This window comes from Paenibacillus sp. OK076, assembly GCF_900110055.1.
In the GTDB taxonomy this organism is placed as follows: Bacteria; Bacillota; Bacilli; order Paenibacillales; family Paenibacillaceae; genus Paenibacillus.
In genome coordinates this window covers 2007858-2027444 of sequence record NZ_FOCH01000001.1, presented here as the reverse complement: position 1 = coordinate 2027444, position 19587 = coordinate 2007858, and the positions used below count along the sequence as shown (strand labels likewise).

Sequence of the window (19587 nt, the reverse complement as noted above, 5' to 3'; positions counted from 1 at the left end):
ACTAGTCCATGATATCATGCACACAAAAGAGGAGCAAAGATTCATTGAAGAATCTTTGCTCCTATCCATTATATGACCTTAATTGTTCCGTAAATCATGTACATACCGCAGTGAATTTCATATTCACCAGGTTGGACATCCTTGTCAACAGTGTAATAGTTGTTTCCTTTTTGCATATAAAGATCCATGCCCAGCTTGTCAGCCGCTACCGATTTAACATGCGTAACCTTGCGGGTAAGGATAAAGTTAATTTTGGTTGGAACCCCGGATTTAACTTCAATAACATTAGGTTCAAAGCCGTCGTTGCTTACATTCACATCAATAACTTCATATCCCTTCAAGTCTTCTGCCGTCTCGACTTTGGCCGTTACGGCACTTCCTGAGCCTGGGGACATATCCTTGCCCATAAAATACACCATAAACGATCCAAGCAGCACAACTACAACAAGACCCAGCGTTAGCCAAGGCCACATTTTTTTGATCCAGCTGTTCATCTCAACGCTCCTCTGTCTATGTTCCCATTCTATTAATACTCTTCTTTAGCATACCCCATCCAGTTAAAATTGAAAATGACTCGAATGGGCCATATCGATGGTACGTTACTTAGCCCAATAAATATATTCATCCAAAAAGAGCCTGAATCACTCAGGCTCTTTCAGCTATAGCTATTGTCTTGATCGTTCTATCTATTCACCAATCAGGAATATATAGGTGTATTTCGACTTCGTCTCATCCGTAACTTATAGATCTCTGGCAGCGCTACACCAATCAGCACTATGATAACCCCGATCCATTGCAAGGCGCTCACATGCTCGTGAAGCACAATGGATGAGAGCAGGACTGCGATTGGGAGCTCAACCGCTCCAAGAATTCCGGCCATGTCGCCACCAATATGAGGCACACCTACTGCGAACAGTACGGGTGGGATAAAAGCTCCGAAGAAGCCCAGTAACAATCCGAAAACAAGCAGCTGGCTCCAAATTAATCCGTTAAACAGGAATGTCGGTGGGAACAGGATGCACAGCAAGACCAGACCCCCGGTAACCATCCAGGCACTGCGAAAAGCCGGATGTGCCGTTGGAACCGCTTTTCCACTAAACAGTACAAACAGGGAGTAACTTACAGCCGCCATTAAGCCAAGCGCTATGCCCAAGCCGTTAAACTCTCCGAGTCCTTGTTCCAGAAAACCAGCTGCCAGCAATGTTCCACCGAACAGGATAATCAAAGTCAGGAATGTTACCTTGTCAGGACGCTGACGTTTGCTCACCGCCTGAATCAATACGCTAATCCACGTAAATTGGAACAAAAGAATAATGGCCAATGACGCGGGAATATACCGCAAAGACTGATAATAGACAAGACCGGTAATTACCGTTGGAGTCCCTGCAGCCATCAATAGCAAACGCTGCTTCCACGTTAATTTCTGAAGCGCTTTTGCCACGGCTGCTGATGGTTTTCCATCGGCCTGTGATTTTCGTTTCATTCTAAACTTCGAGTATAATGCCAGCATCCAGGACAGAATGAAGCCCGTGATCAGCTGTGTGCCCACGACCTCTCCAAGTTTGTACCCTTCGCCGTAAGCCAGAACCACAATTGTGGATAATATGCCATAGCTCATCGCTCCAGCGAGAACGGACAGATAATATTTCATTGTAAGTAAACCTCCTGATGATCGAAAAATGCGTCCGCATGTTTGATCCATGCCAAGGTCACAGACACCATCCAAATGCAAAAAATCCTAACTACGAGCAAGGAATACAATGATTCCCTGGCATCGTAGTTAGGAAGTATAGGCTTCCCGTAGAGACCCTCGCCCTGTGTACACTTTCGGCCTGCGAGGTTATACGAAATGAAATATGCATTTGTTGTTTGCGGTTCGTGTGTGACGACTTTTCATATATTACATGGGAGGTGAGGTGGTGTCAACCCTGATTCACAATTTAAATTTCTTTAATTCAAATTAAAGACAAAACACATGCGTTATTGCGTCATTTCACAGATGAAGAATCCCATGTTAACGTTTGCTGTAATCCTTCTTTGAGCCCATTTAAATCCAATCCATCCACTGCAAAGGCCACTCGGATCAATGGAGGAGACACAAATTCATCATATTTACCAAGATACGGTGCTTCATCTTCTGAAAGCAACGCAGATGCGTCTTCTGCTGCTCGACACTCACTCATGATCTCGGCCAAAAGTGTGCGACCATCCACTTTGCCTGACACGACAAAATAATAAGGCTCCATAGGTACAACAGATCGCAAGGCTAGCTTGTCAGACAAGTTGTGCTTCATTAAACGTTCGAGTGTGCGGAAAGACTTGCTTCCCACCCAAGGTAATACATACAAGGAATCTCCTCCTGCTGGAATGACAACCTGCTTCAATAATCCACTTTCACGCGCAAGTCGACGGGCGCGCTCCAAACGATTTACCGCTTGCGGAGATAGATACGGATATATCACTGTGTCTGACAGTACTTCTCGCATTTTCTGGACGACCGTCGTATGAATGTCCCCACCCGCACCAAGCCATAACGTATCCACTTTGCCTTTGGCCGCCTTGACATACACGGATTTATGCTTGTGATCCACCTCTTCCACTTTCCACAGCTTTCCGGCAAGGGAGAAACAGTATCCAGGTGGCGGCACGGTTGTAATCGACCCGATCTCCTCGGAACCGTTCAGCACTTTGTGCTCTTCATCATCTTTGAACACCGCGTAAAAGCGATAGTTATTGACGGTTTTCTCACCCGTAAGCCCGATAATTAATGTCCGATCTTCTGTCCATTGCAGATGATCAGTCTCAATCAAATAATTCAGAAAAACCTGATATTGATCTGCACGAATCTGCGCGAATGGTGCGAGTGAAAGGATAGCCTCAGCCAGTTCTTTGGGTTCAGCCTCCCCCATGCTTTTCAGCATGCTCATCGTCTGATGATAGAGCACACCCATAGGCATCTTACGAGCCTCAAGCGGTTCAACCCACTTGGTCTTAACATACAATTCAATCACAGCAATCGCCCTCATCAGTGTCCATGGCATTCGAGCAGGCAATTGGGCTTCCTCATCCTCTTCTTCCGGACATACAAATAACATTTCGGAAGCCATATCCTCGCGCCTGCCTGATCGTCCAAGACGCTGTACAAAGCTTGATGCGCTATACGGTGCTCCAAGCTGCACAACCCGCTCCAGCTCACCCAGGTCAATGCCCAGTTCCAACGTTACGGTAGCCGCAGCAACTGCTGGCCCTGACCCGGTTCGCAAGGCTGCTTCGGTCTCTTCTCTCAACATGGCGGAAATACTCCCATGATGAACATGGAATACGTCCCGCTCCTGTCTCCGTGCGGCGACACGTCGCATCTCAAGTATAGTAACTTCGGCATCCGTCCGGCTATTGGTGAATATTAAAGCTTTTTTGCGATGTGTACTCTCATAGATGAAGTCGTAATAGACTTTACGTGCGTTATGCAGATGTTCCGCCTGTTCTTCATCCCGTGCATCCGGAAACGAAAAATGCTCCACTCGCAGACGCAACTTGCGACCACCGGGGGAAGAAACCACCTCCACCCCCTGGTTAGTTCCAGCAGCGAGCCAGGCTGTAGCCGCATTATAATCACTTAATGTTGCGGATAATCCGACTCTTCGCGGTTTACATCCAGCCATACGCTCAATTCGTGCCAGTTCACTCAATACCTGAATACCTCGATCCGCTCCCATGAATGCATGAACCTCGTCAATAATGACATACCGCAGATCATGAAATAACGCCGGAATGGCATTGGGACGATTCATCAGCAGACCTTCAAGCGATTCAGGCGTAATCTGAAGCACACCGGAGGGACTTCGCATGAGACGTGTTTTCTCTGCCTGAGGCACATCTCCATGCCAGTGCCATACCGGAATATTCCCCTCGGACAGCAGATCCTTTAGTCGCTCGAATTGGTCATTAATCAGTGCCTTAAGCGGCCCGATGTACAAGATGCCCACGGATTTGGAGGGCCGTTCATACAGCTCGGTCAGTGCTGGAAAAAAAGCCGCCTCCGTCTTGCCGGAGGCTGTGCCTGCCGCAATCAGCATATGATGCGGGGTATGAAAGCAAATATTGCAAGCTTCAATCTGGGCAGGCCGAAGTGATTCCCATCTTTTTTTATAAATAAATTCCTGTACAAAAGGGGCCAGTCGATAGAAAGGGTTCTCACTCATAGTTCAAACTCCGCCAGAAAATCATCCAGAGCATCCGGAGATGATGAATCCGTTCCTTTTCCTGCTTCCGGCGGTTTAACTGCTCGCTCACCAAGCAATTGAGCATAAATCACTTCGGGATTCTGATGGAGCGTGTGCAGCACATCCATGAAGTCCCGTACCACTTCACGTGTAGTCAGTAACTCATCCGCACCGAGCCGGTTAACCGCTGTTTGCATAAAACCAACTAAATCCTCATCCGTCAGACTTGCACTGTACCCAAAATGCAGGGCATGAATCTGACGCAGCTTCTGCAGCAGAATCAAAATCTCTTCATGGGATAACATCGTAAGTTTCAGGATCGGTCCGGTATAATTCGCATATTCTCTTGCTGCATAGCGACCATCAATAAGTCTGGAGCGAAGCGCTTCATAACTAAAGAGTCCGCGTCTTTCATCCTCCACAAATTGTGGTGTGCCGCCTACAAAAATACCCAGGTGTTCTGCTTTGCCCTGCATCGTATCATTGAACATGGTAAGCAGCTTCTCGTAGTTGCTTTGCCGGGAGATGCTGTTTGTAATTTTATAAAGATTCACCGCTTCATCTATAAACAACAGCAATCCTTTATAACCGATCCGTGCCGTAAATTCGGACCATAATTTGAAGTAGTCATACCAGTTATCATCGTCAATGATGACGCCGACAGCCAGCTCTTTCTTGGCTTCCGTTTTGGTTGCGAATTCGCCTCTCAACCAGCGCAGCGCAGCCTGTTTGCGGTCATCATCCTCCAATTTATAGCCGTTCCAGTACGAAGCCAGCACCTTGGCAAAATCAAATCCATGCACCAAATTCTGCATTTCGTTTGTCACTGCATAAATCTGCTTCTCAACTTCAGCAGGAAGAGCCGGATCATCCGGGCGCAACCCCTGACTCTGCATCGCTTGTTGCTGAAGACCGGCAATCCATTTTTGCAAAATCGGTTCCAGTGCCCCGCCATCTGGTCGTGTACGAGTAGACAGACGAGTCATCAGCTCACGATATGTTGCGAGCCCCTGACCTTTGGTTCCCACCAGTCTGCGCTCAGGTGACAAGTCGGCGTCTGCCACAACGAATTCGCGATCCATCGCATAGTTACGAATCATCTGCAACAGAAAGCTTTTCCCGCTTCCATACCTTCCTGTAATCAGCTTAAAAGCTGCCCCGCCTTCTGCAATATTGTCCATATCCCGCAAGATCGCGTCCACTTCAGACTTCCGACCAACAGCAATCTGCTCCAGTCCGATTCGTGGCACAACGCCTGCGGTCAACGAATTCACTAGTGCGGTAGTCAGCCTCTTCGGTATTTTAAGTTCTGCCACTGCCCAATCACCTCTTCACATGTTCAAACACATTTATATAATCGGAAACTATGCGATCACCATCAATCAGTAGATCACCAATCGTTTCCATAGCCATATCATTCATTTCATCCAACAGGAGTGCAGGCATCGTGCCGTATTGCTCAGCCACCCGCATCAGGTCCGTATCCGGGTTGACACCAAGCAAGGCATAAATTGCCTGTACATGCTGCGAAGACAGCATTTCAGAGAACTGCAACCACTCTTCATCCAAATCAGCAGAAAAATTCGCCTCCCATTGTAATGATAATGGCTCGCTAATCCCGCTTTCATGAACTCCGTAAGTTTTAAGCGCTCCCTCAAAGCCAACTTCCTGTTGGTCAGACTCCTCAGCTCTTTCAGTGTCATCCGTTGAATTTTGAATCGCCACAGGAGCTTGGCTGCTCGCATTGTTCGCATCCTCATCTTCGGAGGTACGATTTTCCTCGATCATGAGTGCTCTGCGCACATATTCACTTTCCTGCTGCAACGATGCAAGTTTCTCCGCATCAATGCGGACTATCGGTTGCTCTACTACTGGCATTTGCTCGACTGCAAAGGCTTTGTCCAGGTAACGTTCAATCACATTTGCAAGCTCAGGTTCAAGGGTCTTTCCACGAAGTCGCCCTCGGAAACCGAGCAGTTCACGGCATTTATTTTCCGTGCATCGAAAAACCCGGGTTACAAACTGGACAAAATCTGCATGCTCTCCAATCGGAACATATGTTATTCGAACCGATTTTCCATAAATGGAGTCGTCATATACGGCCTTTCGAAACAACGTACGTTCGATCGTCCTTTCATGATTTAGCTCAAACTGATCCAATATGCCGACCTTGCGTGTATGCATCAGATAAGAATCCACCAAAGCCATGACTCGGGGAATGTACTGTTCCAAAATTTCTTTGCCGCCATCCCTGTAAAATTTGCTGAGCGTAATGTCATAGTCATAATATCGTTGTAACAGCTTCAGCGAGATATCCGATATATTGCTGCTTAACAGCCGGTGCAATTCCTTATCCAAAATCTCCGGTGGAAGATAGCCACTCGAAAGCTCCACCATCTCGGATAATGACATGTTCAACTCATGTACGAGATCATAATCAATAATCCATTCCTGCATGTATACATCCAACTGCGGAAGCCGTTCACGATAGTTGATCCATAGCTCTTTTAATTGGTCATAACCTTCCTGTGGTTCCTGCCAACCAATTCCGTTGATCAGCTCATAAATATGAACAAACAGATAGGACAGATCCGTATCAGGGAACCGTCCTTGCCGGACTTCCGTCCTCCAATACATATACCAATGGCGCTGGGGTTCGTTCATTACACCATAAGTCGGCCAATAACTCATAAAAGGAACCCAGGGAGCCTGCTCCCCTTCCACTTCCATGAGTTGCCTTGCTTCCTCCACAAACCTTTTCTCCGAAGACAATATGCCGCCAGGTAATCTTATATCAAAATCAGCACGGACAATCGTTGAACGATCAGGAACCGGGACTGCCGCTGTGATAGGCTCTTCGCTCAGATCAATTTCCATAAACTCCAGTTGTCTTGAATCCTCTTTCATTTGATTCCGTTTCACCGTCCTCCACATGCGAATACGAACAAGTGTATCCATATTCATTATTATAACACTTGTCCTGGGCCTGCGGTTATGAAAATAATACTTTCCGTTTGAATAGAAAAAAGAAAGGCATTTAAACTGATATCCAGTTTAAATGCCTTCCCTCTATACCATTTTGCTGCACCCTTTACAGTAAGGCTAGTAAAACCTCGTATCAAACCACGATAGCCCGATTTTTCCCGTCACTCTTGGCTTGAGCAAGGGCCTGACTGGCTTTTTCAATCAGATTTGAAATCATCAGCTTTTCTTCAGGAACCATTACCGCACCGCCAACGCTAACAGTGACCACGTCACTCGGGCTGGACAGATCTCTCTGAATTTGAAGTGCAAGCACATGTTGTCTGATTTCTTCGGCAAGCTCCGCTGAACGTTCTGATGTTGCATTCTTCAGTTTCAACATGAAGGTTCCTCCCCGAAGACGGGAGATGATGGCATCATTCTGCTCACTGACCACCGCCAGCACTTCTCCAATCCACTGCAGGCACAGATCGCCACCTTGAAGTCCATAAGATGCATTATATGAACGGAAATCGTCGATATCTATAATTATCAGTCCCAAGCTGCATTTCTCCTGCAAACATTCATTCCAATCATCCTGAAGCTGGGCTTGGAATATGGTTTGAAGCGGCATGTCTGTTAACGGATCTGTATTGAGATAGTTCTGGAGCTGGCTGGTTGTCTCCGTATAATGATCCTGATCATGATTCGATGCGCCACTGTTCAGAAGGACCATCACTGAGGGTTTGCCTGCATGTGTAACAGAAGCCAGTGTAATCTCAAGCAGCAGGGACGTGCCCGTTGCTGTGGTGAAGTACGCCTGGTTAGTAAACAGACGCGTATTATTGAGCTTCAGTTCCTCTAGGTTTTGCTGCAAAATCGTTTTCGTCTTGTCAGGCACAAATCCCCTGAAATCCTTGCCGATGAGAGATTTGGAATTTTCATAACCAAGCAGTTCGGCTGCCTTGTTATTGCAATAAATGATGAACCCGTCCGTCAACGTAAAAAAGGCTACCGGTGAAAATTCCATCAACTGCAAATAGCGCTGCTCATTTTGTCGTAAAATACGTGCATTTTGCAACGCTTGCTCTTCCGCCTGAACGAGCTGGTTTTCCGTCTGACGACGCACGATGGTTTTGAGCAATGGCAGCACATTCAGTTCCTTCGTTGTCCACGGATAAGAGGTAGACTGGACGACCTCTCTCCATTTTTCGAAGGATTTCCGGGGAGAGAGACGCATGCCATCATCGGTTCTGATCACCGCTTTGGCTGGATCACCTGCCCAATCCACAAGCTGAACCACTTCAGGCCGGAACCAGATGATATAATGATGCTGCCCAGGGGATATGGCAACATAAACAATACCCGATGCTTTTTCCTTGTAGGCTTTAGCAGGATCATACTCCAAACTCAGCTTGGAGGTGTGATAACTGTAATCTTCCGACTTGCCCGCAAGCCATGCAGCCAATTCCCGTACTTGCTCTTTTGCTGGCGTATCGCCATATAGCAGCAGCTTATCCTGATAACAGATCGCAGCTCCCGAAGCATCCATAAGACTCAGTAAGGTCTGCTCTTCGCCCTGCAATTCTTCAATAATCCTCGCTGGACTTGTATTCCCAATAAAAATATTAGCAATTTGGGTAGCCGCTTCACGTGACCTGATCTCAGCCTGATATTCATCCAGCTGCTGACTTTGAAACAGCTCACTTGAGAAGAATGAACCCAAGAAGTTACACAAGTTCCGAACACGATGAGGTATATATCTGGCTGAATAATGGTGACATGTTATCAGGCCCCATAGCTGGTTGTCATGAATCAGAGAGATGGTTACGGTTGCGCCGACACCCATGTTCTGCAAGTACTCAATATGCAAAGGGGAGACACTGCGCAGAACCGACAAGCTCAGATTGAGCGGTTTGCCGGTCAAGGGTTGAAGCAAAGGCACGATCTCCACAGGAGTATAATTCACGTTCACGATGGTGCGCAACCAATTGCGCAGGTACAATTCACGTGCCTGTTTGGGAATATCTGACGCAGGGTAATGGTGCCCGAGAAACGGTTCGAGCCCTTCCTCACGTGCTTCTGCGATGACCTTCCCATTCCATTGCTCGTCAAATTCATAGATCATGACCCGGTCATACCCAAGCATTTCTTTCACTTGCTCGGCTGCAATCTGACTCGCTTCGACCCGATTGTCCGTACTTTTAAGCCGGCTGAAGAAGCGGGAAATCCACTCAAAATCATTCCCCTCCATATTTCCATTTTCATAGGAGGGCTCCATTTCCAAAATGAATAGGCCTTCACTCTCATGAATGACAGAAGTGAAGACCTTCTCATTTCCGGATACGTTGATCGTGAGATCCATATATTGCAAGTCTGATGTTACAGATGAACTGAAGGTGCGTGCCAGTACCTGTCTGATATTATCTTTGCCTATCAGATGTTCGAGTGGAAGGCCCAGCACCTCTTGCGTAGTAAGACCGAGATGTTCCTCCGTATTTTGGCTGCATTGTACAATAGTCGGTATATTGTTGGTGCTCACAGCCAAGAGCACACCATGAGGTTGAATGAAGCCGGGGATATGAATAGGTTCTTTGTCGCAATTGTTTAGATCAATTGGATCATTGGTGTACGTACCCTGATTGAGCAATGTACGGTTAAGCATATTATTTTCTTTCCTGGACTTCGATTCGGGCATAGCCTGAAAAATCCCCTCTCATGATGTGATAACTCTTATTTTCACTTACAAACTAATCTGTATTTGTATTGATCCACTGATCAAGTAATCGGAACGTTTCCGAAGCCGTATGAACCATAATGTCGTGATCTTCTTCCGCCGTGATGGATTGTCGCAGTAATTCCGTGAACTCCGCCCATCTCGGTCTGGTTTCTGTACCATAAGCATTAAAATATTCCAGCCCCCGATCTGCTTCAATTGGCAGGAACTGTGACAAACGTTTGGTCATAATCTGACCTCCATTCGTAGATCCTTCAATGACGTATAAATAACCGAACAACCTTGCTGGTGTCGAGATATCCGGAAGATTCTTACATAAAGGCACCTGGCTGATTTCCTCTTCACTGGCACCCAGATTCCGCAGGTCATTTTCAAGCAAATTTGCTTTGCCTCTAATCCCGATATCAAGTCCGGTGCTTTCCCAAAAAGGCTGCTGTACAGCTTGATCTTCCAATGGTTTCAGGAACCCGTAAAACTTCTCCAGATATTTCTTATACTCTCCCAAGCTAACGGTTTGATTCATAATAGCCTTGGCATACTCGTTCTGTTCCACTTGTCTGTGATAATGAGCTGTCTCACTCTTCAGACGTTCCATAATGGTACTGGCTGTCATGTAATCATCGCCCTTCTATGTCGGATCTCTTCATCAGAATTAAGACTTATACTTAACTGTATGTTCAATGTAGGTTTGAATGGATACTCCATTTCATCTAGATAAAGATTCTATGTAAGTATACTTTTTCTTGTACGAGAAAACTATATGAATCCAGCATCGTTACATTTTGAATACGATTGTTCGTTGTTATATTAAACAGCTACCTATCATCAATTCCGCAGCTGTCCGCCCATCTTTCTTTCAACAGGAAAAAGTCCATATCTATGATGCTGTTCATCCATCAACATGATAAACTGTGCATATCCTATTCTTGGAGGTATGAAGTATATGAATATAACCATTCAACACATAATAGATCACCTTACCGCCAAAGTTGAACTTCCAGAAACCACCGTGGATCAACTGATTACGGGTTCTCCCAACCAAACGATCACAGGCGTTTTTGTAACTTTTATGCCTACACAACATGTGATTGAGCATGCCATACAGCGTGGGGCTAATCTGATTATCGCTCATGAACATCCCTTCTATAATCATCATAGCCATACCGATTGGCTGGCTGATGATCCAGTTTATGAAACCAAGAGAAAGCTAATCGATAACGGTGGAATTGCGATCTATCGCTGCCATGATGCAATTCACCGCTTTCACCCGGATGGCATTACGGAGGGATTGGTTCAGGCATTAGGATGGTCCCCTTATGTGGTACAGCGTAAACCGGAAGCTGACATTCTATCCTTTCCGGAAGGAATGACAGTTCAGCTTATTGCGGAACATATTAAACGTTCGCTTGGGATCGAATATGTACGCCTAGCTGGTGATCCAAAGATGGTATGCAGACGAGCAGCAGTGCTTGTTGGTTTTCGAGGCAACGGCAATCTGACCATTCCTTTACTTCAACAGGAAGAGTTGGATCTGATTATCGCAGGTGAAGGATTCGAATGGGAGACACCGGAGTACATACGTGATGCTGTGCAGCAAGGAAAACAAAAGGCAGTTCTTATGATCGGTCATGCCGAGAGTGAAGCTGTCGGGATGAAGCTTTTGTCAGAAAGATTGGCTACAGCTTTCCCGGAATTGCCTGTTCATTTTATTGGTGAGCAACCGGTGTTTCAAGTATTGTGATCTTCAGAATGACGAGCCATCCTGGGTTCTGACTGGATTTTGCGGAGGGTTTATTGTACTCTAAATGCTATGACTTCTGAGCTGAGGACATTTGTCCTTGGCTTTTTGAGTGGATATATCATTTAATAGAAATCGAAGAAGTAATGACGCGACAAGGAGAGTACAACCATGAGAGGAATTATTTTTGCACTATTAGGCGGTGCATGCATTACCCTGCAAGGGGTTGCCAATACCCGAATCAGTACGGACATGGGAACCTGGCAAGCCGCAACCATTACCCAACTCACTGGGTTCATTCTGGCGGCTCTGATCCTTGTATTCGTGCGGGACATCAACCTGCAAGGATTGAAGCAAGTCAAGCCCATGTACTTGGCAGGAGGCGCGTTTGGTGCAGTAATTATTTTTAGCGAAGTCACGGCTATCCAGCAAATTGGGGTAACTTTTACGATCTCCGCCTTGTTGATTGCACAGCTATTCCTGACCTTTCTGGTCGACAGTAACGGATGGTTCGGTGTCGTGAAGCAGAAAATGAAACTACCGCAATTTCTGGGTATCGCACTAATGGTTACGGGCGTCATTATTATGAAGCTGTAGCTGGTCGAGTATAAAGTCGGGGGTGAAATATATTATGGAAGAATTTCAGAATGAGCATCAATTGCTGCACTATTTAAAACAGTATCATCTCGAATCGGTATTTCACGAGCCCCTGCGTCCGCATATGACGTTATGCCACTTCGAGAAGTGCGAATTGATCTGCCGTGAAGGCGAAACATCCGAATATTTATATGTGCTGGTTGAGGGGAAAGTCAAAATTTTCACAACCTCACCACAGGATAAAACACTCGTTCTTTGCTTCAAAACACCGCTTGAGGTGGTTGGTGATATCGAGTACGTTCGGGAGAGCAACATTGTGAACACCGTACAGGCGGTCTCTCCTGTCGTAATGCTGCGCATTCATTATCAATGGTTAGCTGAACTTGCCAGCGATTACGCACCCCTGTTGAAATTTCTGCTCAAAATTATTTCCCACAAGTTTTATATTGATTCGAACTTCTCCAACTTCAACCTGATGTATCCGGTCGAGGTTCGATTGGCCAGCTATCTGCTCTCCATCTCTACCGAAGAAGCGGGGACTGTTGTCCACGAAGAACTGGACGCCTTTAATTTGACAGATATCGCGAATCTGATTGGTACGAGTTATCGGCATTTGAATCGGGTGATTCAGAAGCTGTGTGCAGATGGATTAATTATGCGGGATCAGGGCTTTATTATGGTCAAAGATCGGGCAGGTCTGGCAGAAGTGGCGGGTCACAACATCTATGAATAAGGAGATCTCTATCCTATGATCATTACAGGTATTTTGCTAGCGTTACTGGCAGGTTCTCTTGTCAGTCTGCAGACCATCTTTAATAGTAAGGTAAATGAACGTACCGGCTCGTGGTCCACAACAACGATGGTGCTGTTCACCGGGTTTATTGCATCGTTTCTGATTTCTCTAATGGTGGAGGGCAAAAATACGTTTAGCTTCCAACATATGCAGCCCTGGTACTGGCTTAGTGGAGCCATCGGTGTTGGGGTGGTCTTCTGTCTCGTTCAGGGGATGAAGCTGCTTGGTCCCACATTTGCGATCTCTATCGTACTTACATCCCAGTTAAGTTTCGCCTTGCTGTTTGATTCCATGGGATGGCTTGGACTGGAGCAGATCCCATTCTCGTGGAACCAGCTTCTGGGCGTTCTTGTCATCGTTGGCGGTATTGTGTTATTCAAGTTTGGCGGTAGCAAATCGGCAAAATCGAAAAAATCTCCTGGTGCATTGCAATCCGATTCATAGGAGAACAATAAAAAGAGTGTCTGTCCAATCCGTAGATTGGCTAGACACTCTTTTTGGCAATCGAATCACGTTCCGCTTAATTCGTTTAGTTCGCTTAAACGAACTCTACGTTGTGGTACACTTGCTGAACATCTTCAAGGTCTTCAAGCGCATCGATCAGTTTCTCGAACTGGGCTTGTGCATCCTCTGGAAGTTCAATATGATTTTGCGCCAGCATCGTCAGCTCGGCTACGGTAAATTCAGTAACACCGGCAGCTTTAAATGCTTCCTGTACAGCGTGGAATTGATCCGGTTCTGCATATACGATCACAGCATCGTCTTCGTCCACGATATCACGTACATCCACATCTGCTTCAAGCAGAAGTTCCAGTACTTCCTCGGAGTTTTTGCCTTCTACCCCGATTACCGCTGTAGGATCAAACATATAAGCAACTGAACCACTCACACCCATGTTGCCCGCGTTTTTGTTAAATGCAGAGCGTACTTCGGGTGCAGTACGGTTCACATTATTCGTGAGGGCATCCACGATAACCATGGCACCATTGGGCCCGAATCCTTCATAACGCAACTCTTCATAATTTTCGTCCCCGCTGCCTTTTGCCTTTTCCATGGCACGGTCAATAATGGCTTTGGGTACGTTATACGTTTTGGCACGTTCCAGCACGACTTTCAGTGCGCGGTTCGCTTCCGGGTCCGGTTCGCCCTTCTTGGCAGCTACATAAATCTCAACGCCGAATTTAGCATAGACCCGGCTTGTATTTGCATCTTTTGAAGCTTTTTTTTCTTTAATATTATTCCACTTACGACCCATATCGTTTCCGCTCACTTTCAACATATAATCTGCTTTCTACCTAGTCATTATATCTTGTTGGGCGTACTTCAACAAGTTTAGACTCACGAAAAAATGGTAAAAGGCAAGTCGATCTCACCTTGCCACGTTCAGAAATCCCAAAGGGAAACGATCCAAAAACGCCAAAGAAGCAATTCCCTAGGGAATGCTTCTCTTCACGAATTCATCTAATTAGGCATGAAACTGCTGACCGTCCAGCACTTCAGGCACATAACCGGCACGAATGACGAAATCTCCAAAATGCTCACCATCATGGCGCTCTTTGGCATATTGATTCACCATTGGAGTCAATGTATCCAAAATTTCGGCTTCGCCAATATTTTCTTTGTACAATTTGTTCAAGCGATGACCGGTAAAACTTCCACCGAGGTACATATTGTATTTTCCCGGAGCTTTGCCGATAAACGAAATCTCGGCCAGCATCGGTCTTGCGCAGCCGTTCGGGCAACCCGTCATACGAATGACAATCTCTTCGTCTCTCAGCCCCGCTTCGTCCAGTACAGGCTCCAGCTTGTCGATCAGTGATGGCAGATACCGTTCGGATTCCGCCATGGCAAGACCACAAGTCGGAAGCGCCACACAAGCCATAGAGCTTCTGCGAAGCGCCGAGTAGTGAGCACCATCGGTCAGATTGTATTGCTCAATCAGTGCCTCAATCTTTTTCTTCTTCTGGCTGCTTATGTTTCCGATAATGAGATTCTGATTAGCTGTCAGACGGAAATCTCCGGTATGGATTTTGGCAATTTCACGAAGACCTGTCATGAGCGGATAACCGTCCACATCCTTCACACGTCCATTTTGAATGAACAAGGTGTAGTGCCATCTGCCGTTGCTGCCTTTCACCCAACCGTAACGATCTCCATTATGTTCAAAATGGAACTCACGCGCCGCATCCAGCTTCCAGCCGAGACGACTCGTCAGTTCTTCCACGAACCAGGCGAGGCCGCGGTCATCGATTGTATATTTGAAGCGAGCATGTTTACGCACTGCACGATCCCCATAATCACGCTGAATCATAACCGTCTTCTCCGCAACATCAATCATTTGCTCTGGTGTACAGAAACCAATGACTTTGGACACCTGAGGGTACGTCTTCGGATCACCATGAGACATCCCCATACCACCGCCGACAGATACGTTAAAGCCTTGCAGCTTGCCGTTCTCTACAATAGCGATAAAGCCGAGATCCTGCGAAAACACATCTACATCATTGGATGGCGGAACGGCAATCCCGATTTTGAACTTACGCGGCAAATACACTTTGCCGTAGATCGGTTCTACTTCTTCATCCGTGTCCTGTGAATCGATAATTTTCTCTCCATCCAGCCACAGCTCATGGTAAGCACGCGTGCGTGGATCAAGATGATTACTCACCTGGCATGCCCATTCATATACTTCAGCATGAATATCCGATTGATCCGGATTCGGGTTACACATGACGTTCCGATTGACGTCACCACATGCAGCCAGGGTGCTGAGCAACGAATCGTTCACTTCCCGAATGGTATTTTTGAGGTCCCATTTAAGCACACCATGCAGCTGAAATGACTGGCGCGTCGTCAGACGAATGGTTTCATTCGCATATTTATGTGCTACACGATCCATCATTAACCACTGTTCGGGTGTAACAATTCCTCCGGAAGCACGCACACGCAACATGAATTGGTACGCAGGCTCCAGCTTGGATTTATTCCGCTCATTACGCAGGTCGCGGTCGTCTTGCATATAACTGCCGTGATGTTTCATCAGACGGTTATCGTCCTCAGGAATCGCACCACTGATCCGATCCGCCAGCGTTTCAGTCAGACTTCCACGCAAGTAGTTACTTTTGATCTTTATATCTTCCACATCGCTGTTCGTGCGCTGCGGGTTAAGTAAGTTATTATAAGCCATGCTGCTTTCTCCTCTCGTATCTCCGGGATGCCTCATCCGGCATATGCTCTGTAATTAATATACATCCCGCTGATACCGTTTTTCCTGCTGCAAACGTGTCAGATATTCCGCTGCCTGTTCAGGTGTCAGGCCACCCTCTTGTTCAAGAATGGTTGCCAGTGCAGCATGAACATCATGTGCCATTCGTTTCTCGTCACCACAGATATATATAACTGCGCCTTCCTGTAACCACTGATACAGCTCTTTACTATGTTCCAGCATGCGATGCTGCACATATACTTTCTCTTCTGCATCACGGGAAAAAGCGACATCCATCTTCGTAAGAACGCCGTCTTTGAGCCAGCGCTGCCATTCAGTCTGATAAAGGAAATCGGTGGAGAAATGCTGATCACCGTAGAACAGCCACGTCTTGCCTTCTGCACCTGTCTCTTCACGCTCTCCAAGGAAAGATCTGAACGGAGCTACACCTGTACCTGGTCCAATCATGATGATTGGAGCATCCGGGTTCTCCGGCAGTTTGAAGTTTGGATTTTGCTGAATGAATACAGGCAATGTATCCCCTAATTCGACTCGTTCAGCTAGATGAACAGAGCACACACCGTAGCGCTCTCTGCCACGTGATTCATAACGTACTGCACGAACGGTAAGATGAACTTCATCCGGGAAAGATTTCGAACTGCTTGCGATCGAATATAGACGTGCCGGGATTTTGCGAAGCACAGCTACGAACGCTGCAGCCGGAATACCTTTAAGCCCATAATCCTGTACCAAATCCAGCAAATCACAGCTGTTCATGACTTTCCGGAATTCCGAATCATCTGCAAGCAGGGCGGGCAACCCGCTACCCGGGCTCAGCGTTGCCAGTTGCTCCACAACGGGTCTTGTAACAGCAGTAATTTCGAAATAACGCAATAATGCTTCACGTACAGATACCTGGTCTCCACTTTTATTCACCGTAACGCGCTCATCCGCATTCCATTCCATGGCTGCAATCAGCTCATCAACAAGGCGTGGATGATTCTCAGGGAATACACCGAGGCTGTCGCCCGGCTCGTAGTCCAGATTGGAACCTTCCAGAGACAATTCGATATGACGTGTCTCGCGGTCCGATCCTCTGCCGTTCAGGTTGAGATTTTCCAGCACTTCCGCTTTGAATGGATTCGTCCGGTTGAACTCGGATTCACCGCTGCTTACTGCCGCTCCAACCGCTTCACTGGTTACCGCTCCCGCAGCAGCAGGTGTGCTGCTGAGTGAAGCAAGCACATCATTCATCCACTGTGCAGCCGCTTCATCAAAATCAACATCACAGTCCACACGTGGTACAAGCGCTGTTCCTCCAAGCTCTTGCAAACGAATGTCAAAATCCTTTCCTGTCTTACAGAAGAACTCATACGAAGTATCTCCCAAAGCCAATACGGAGTAACGTAATCCTTCGAGCTTCGGAGCCCGTTTGCTATGCAGGAACTCATGCAGCGGAATTGCATTATCCGGCGGTTCGCCTTCTCCATGTGTGCTGACAATAATGAGAAGATTTTCTACTTTTTTCAGTCCGTTCGGTTTGAAATCTCCCATTGACGACAGCGTCACCTGAAGACCCTGCTCTTCCAGCTTTTTCGCCAGTTTCTTGGACAGTCCACTGGAGTTCCCGGTTTGTGATCCAAAGAGTACCGTAACTTCCCTGGACACCACAGCAGGTGCGCCTTCAGAAGTAGTACCTGCAGAAGATGCAGGCTGTTGTTCCACACCAGCAGGTGCAGCTACTGCCGCAAATCCCTGAATAGCTGTCAGATATCCGCTAAGCCACGTTTTCTGTCCATCGTTCAATGTAGGAATAAGGCGATTGAGCAGCTCAACCTGTTCCTGATTAAAAGGGCTGTTTGTCACTTGAAGTTCCACCATTTGCCACCTCGCGCATTACGTCAATTTTAATTCCTACTAAAATGATCATATTAATTTCTACTCTCTTGAACCTACCATACCCGATGGTAAGGGTCAATTTCGATGATTTTATGGTATTTATCAGTTTCACTGATAAAGGACAAAAAAACAACAAATACCCTCCTCCTCGATTCAGGAAGGTTTTTGTTGTTTTTTTAATTTAGGAGCAGTTAGTTCGAAGTCGACAGCGGAATATATTCGCTAAAATGATTCTCCAGCACTTTATTTTTATCTCCATATACTCTGTCCAGATGATTCTCTCCCCACAGACAGATGCGGTCGATGATTGCCTGCAGTGTTAAGCCATACTCGGTCAGCTCATACTCTACCTTGGGCGGAATCTGAGGATGAATAATCCGATGGATGATTTCATTCTTTTCAAGATCACGCAGCTGCTGGGTAAGGACCTTCTGGGTAATGCCAGGGATGGCTCTGCGAAGTTCACTTGTTCGTTTTTTACCTGATATCAGTTGATGCAGAATAAGAATCCTCCATTTTCCACCGACCAGTTCCAGCATTGCCTGTACACCGCTCTCATATTTTTTCAATTCCTGTTCCAATCGTAATCCCCCTTAAATCACATATATGTATATCCATTATTAAAAGTAACCGAAGAACCTCAAGGTATCTACAGCACTCGAAGGTGCGTACTTCTCAAAAAGATGTCATGAAACTTATAATAACATTGGTCAGAACGTTAAACCAAAAAATAAAGGAAAAAGGATGGTTACTCATACATGAAAATCAAGCTGGTTGTTACTCACCCAAGACAGGACTCCCTAACATTTGCCGTGATGAATCGTTTTATAGAAGGTTTAAAGGAAAATGACCACGAAATCGATATCCTTGATCTGTATCGTGATGGATTCGATCCGTTATATAGCGTAGAAGATGAGCGAGATTGGCAAAATCCTGAGAAGCAGCATGCCCCTGTGATTCGCAAAGAGCTGGATCGTGTTCTAGCGGCTGATGCCATTGTATTTATTTTCCCGGTATGGTGGTACAACGTTCCTTCCATGCTCAAAGCTTATCTGGACAAGGTATGGAACATGGGGCTGCTAAACAAGGCAAACTCTAAAAAGGCACTCTGGATTGCACTAGCTGGAGGAACGGAAGCTTCATTCCATAAATACGATTATTACAATATGATTTCGAATTATCTGAATAACGGGATCGCGGGTTATGCAAGAATGCAGGAATCCCGAGTCGAGTTTCTCTATGAAACCATTTCAGAATCCAAAGAACATATCGAAAGCTTGCTGGAGCAAGCATACCAAATCGGCAAACATTACAATTAACAAATCGCAGACATTACAGATAATAATTCGTAGAATCTACAGATAACAACTTTAAAACGACATTAAACTACTCGTTCGTTGAGTTAATTACTTATCGCCCATGGCGGCGCACAAT

16 protein-coding genes are annotated in these 19587 nt (G+C 46.3%); 5 read left to right on the top strand and 11 right to left on the bottom strand.

Translation table 11 applies throughout. The features are described from left to right. Window positions 1–68: 68 nt before the first annotated feature. The 7 genes from BMY78_RS09235 to BMY78_RS09205 all read right to left on the bottom strand — a co-directional run bounded on the left by BMY78_RS09235 (window position 69) and on the right by BMY78_RS09205 (window position 10534). Entirely contained in the window at window positions 69–494 is a 426-nt protein-coding gene (locus tag BMY78_RS09235; protein ID WP_090897070.1) for a cupredoxin domain-containing protein, read from the bottom strand. A gap of 203 nt (window positions 495–697) precedes the next feature. Beyond that, window positions 698–1651 (bottom strand): EamA family transporter, encoded by a 954-nt coding sequence (locus BMY78_RS09230; protein ID WP_090897067.1) that lies wholly within the window; start codon window positions 1649–1651, stop codon window positions 698–700. A 337-nt stretch (window positions 1652–1988) separates the two neighbouring features. Then, window positions 1989–4202: a DEAD/DEAH box helicase gene (locus BMY78_RS09225; RefSeq protein ID WP_090897065.1), complete on the bottom strand. Its 2214-nt coding sequence runs from the start codon at window positions 4200–4202 to the stop codon at window positions 1989–1991. Beyond that, entirely contained in the window at window positions 4199–5539 is a 1341-nt protein-coding gene (locus tag BMY78_RS09220; RefSeq protein ID WP_090897061.1) for an ATP-binding protein, read from the bottom strand. The genes BMY78_RS09225 and BMY78_RS09220 overlap by 4 nt, the downstream gene beginning before the upstream one ends. A 7-nt stretch (window positions 5540–5546) precedes the next feature. After that, a complete protein-coding gene (locus BMY78_RS09215) occupies window positions 5547–7187 on the bottom strand; it encodes a TerB N-terminal domain-containing protein (protein WP_090897057.1) in 1641 nt (546 codons plus the stop codon). Window positions 7188–7341: 154 nt separating this feature from the next. Continuing rightward, a complete protein-coding gene (locus BMY78_RS09210) occupies window positions 7342–9849 on the bottom strand; it encodes a diguanylate cyclase domain-containing protein (RefSeq protein WP_256222028.1) in 2508 nt (835 codons plus the stop codon). Window positions 9850–9934: 85 nt separating this feature from the next. Next, window positions 9935–10534: a biliverdin-producing heme oxygenase gene (locus tag BMY78_RS09205; protein ID WP_090897050.1), complete on the bottom strand. Its 600-nt coding sequence runs from the start codon at window positions 10532–10534 to the stop codon at window positions 9935–9937. Window positions 10535–10864: 330 nt separating this feature from the next. Between BMY78_RS09205 and BMY78_RS09200 the strand changes: the two genes are divergently transcribed. The 4 genes from BMY78_RS09200 to BMY78_RS09185 all read left to right on the top strand — a co-directional run bounded on the left by BMY78_RS09200 (window position 10865) and on the right by BMY78_RS09185 (window position 13493). Beyond that, complete coding sequence (locus BMY78_RS09200; RefSeq protein ID WP_090897046.1) at window positions 10865–11662, top strand: Nif3-like dinuclear metal center hexameric protein; 798 nt, start codon at window positions 10865–10867, stop codon at window positions 11660–11662. 168 nt (window positions 11663–11830) lie between these two features. Continuing rightward, window positions 11831–12256, top strand: a complete 426-nt coding sequence (locus tag BMY78_RS09195) for a DMT family transporter (protein WP_024633836.1) — start codon at window positions 11831–11833, stop codon at window positions 12254–12256. Between the two features lie 34 nt (window positions 12257–12290). After that, window positions 12291–12989, top strand: coding sequence for a Crp/Fnr family transcriptional regulator (locus BMY78_RS09190; protein WP_090897041.1), 699 nt, complete (start codon window positions 12291–12293; stop codon window positions 12987–12989). Window positions 12990–13007: 18 nt separating this feature from the next. Next, window positions 13008–13493 carry a DMT family transporter gene (locus BMY78_RS09185; protein WP_076291148.1) on the top strand — a complete coding sequence of 162 codons (486 nt, stop codon included), beginning with the start codon at window positions 13008–13010 and terminating at the stop codon, window positions 13491–13493. 94 nt (window positions 13494–13587) lie between these two features. On the opposite strand, the gene BMY78_RS09180 is transcribed toward BMY78_RS09185, so the two are convergent. From BMY78_RS09180 to BMY78_RS09160, 4 genes are all read right to left on the bottom strand, one after another. Then, window positions 13588–14304 (bottom strand): YebC/PmpR family DNA-binding transcriptional regulator, encoded by a 717-nt coding sequence (locus tag BMY78_RS09180; protein WP_064640900.1) that lies wholly within the window; start codon window positions 14302–14304, stop codon window positions 13588–13590. A gap of 210 nt (window positions 14305–14514) precedes the next feature. Then, window positions 14515–16236 (bottom strand): assimilatory sulfite reductase (NADPH) hemoprotein subunit, encoded by a 1722-nt coding sequence (gene cysI, locus BMY78_RS09175; protein ID WP_090897035.1) that lies wholly within the window; start codon window positions 16234–16236, stop codon window positions 14515–14517. Between the two features lie 54 nt (window positions 16237–16290). Further along, complete coding sequence (locus BMY78_RS09170; protein WP_090897031.1) at window positions 16291–18132, bottom strand: assimilatory sulfite reductase (NADPH) flavoprotein subunit; 1842 nt, start codon at window positions 18130–18132, stop codon at window positions 16291–16293. Window positions 18133–18344: 212 nt separating this feature from the next. Beyond that, window positions 18345–18734: a winged helix-turn-helix transcriptional regulator gene (locus tag BMY78_RS09160; RefSeq protein WP_256222027.1), complete on the bottom strand. Its 390-nt coding sequence runs from the start codon at window positions 18732–18734 to the stop codon at window positions 18345–18347. Between the two features lie 177 nt (window positions 18735–18911). Here BMY78_RS09160 and BMY78_RS09155 point away from each other — a divergent pair, with 177 nt between their 5' ends. Beyond that, window positions 18912–19472, top strand: a complete 561-nt coding sequence (locus BMY78_RS09155; protein WP_090897025.1) for an NAD(P)H oxidoreductase — start codon at window positions 18912–18914, stop codon at window positions 19470–19472. Window positions 19473–19587 lie beyond the last annotated feature (115 nt).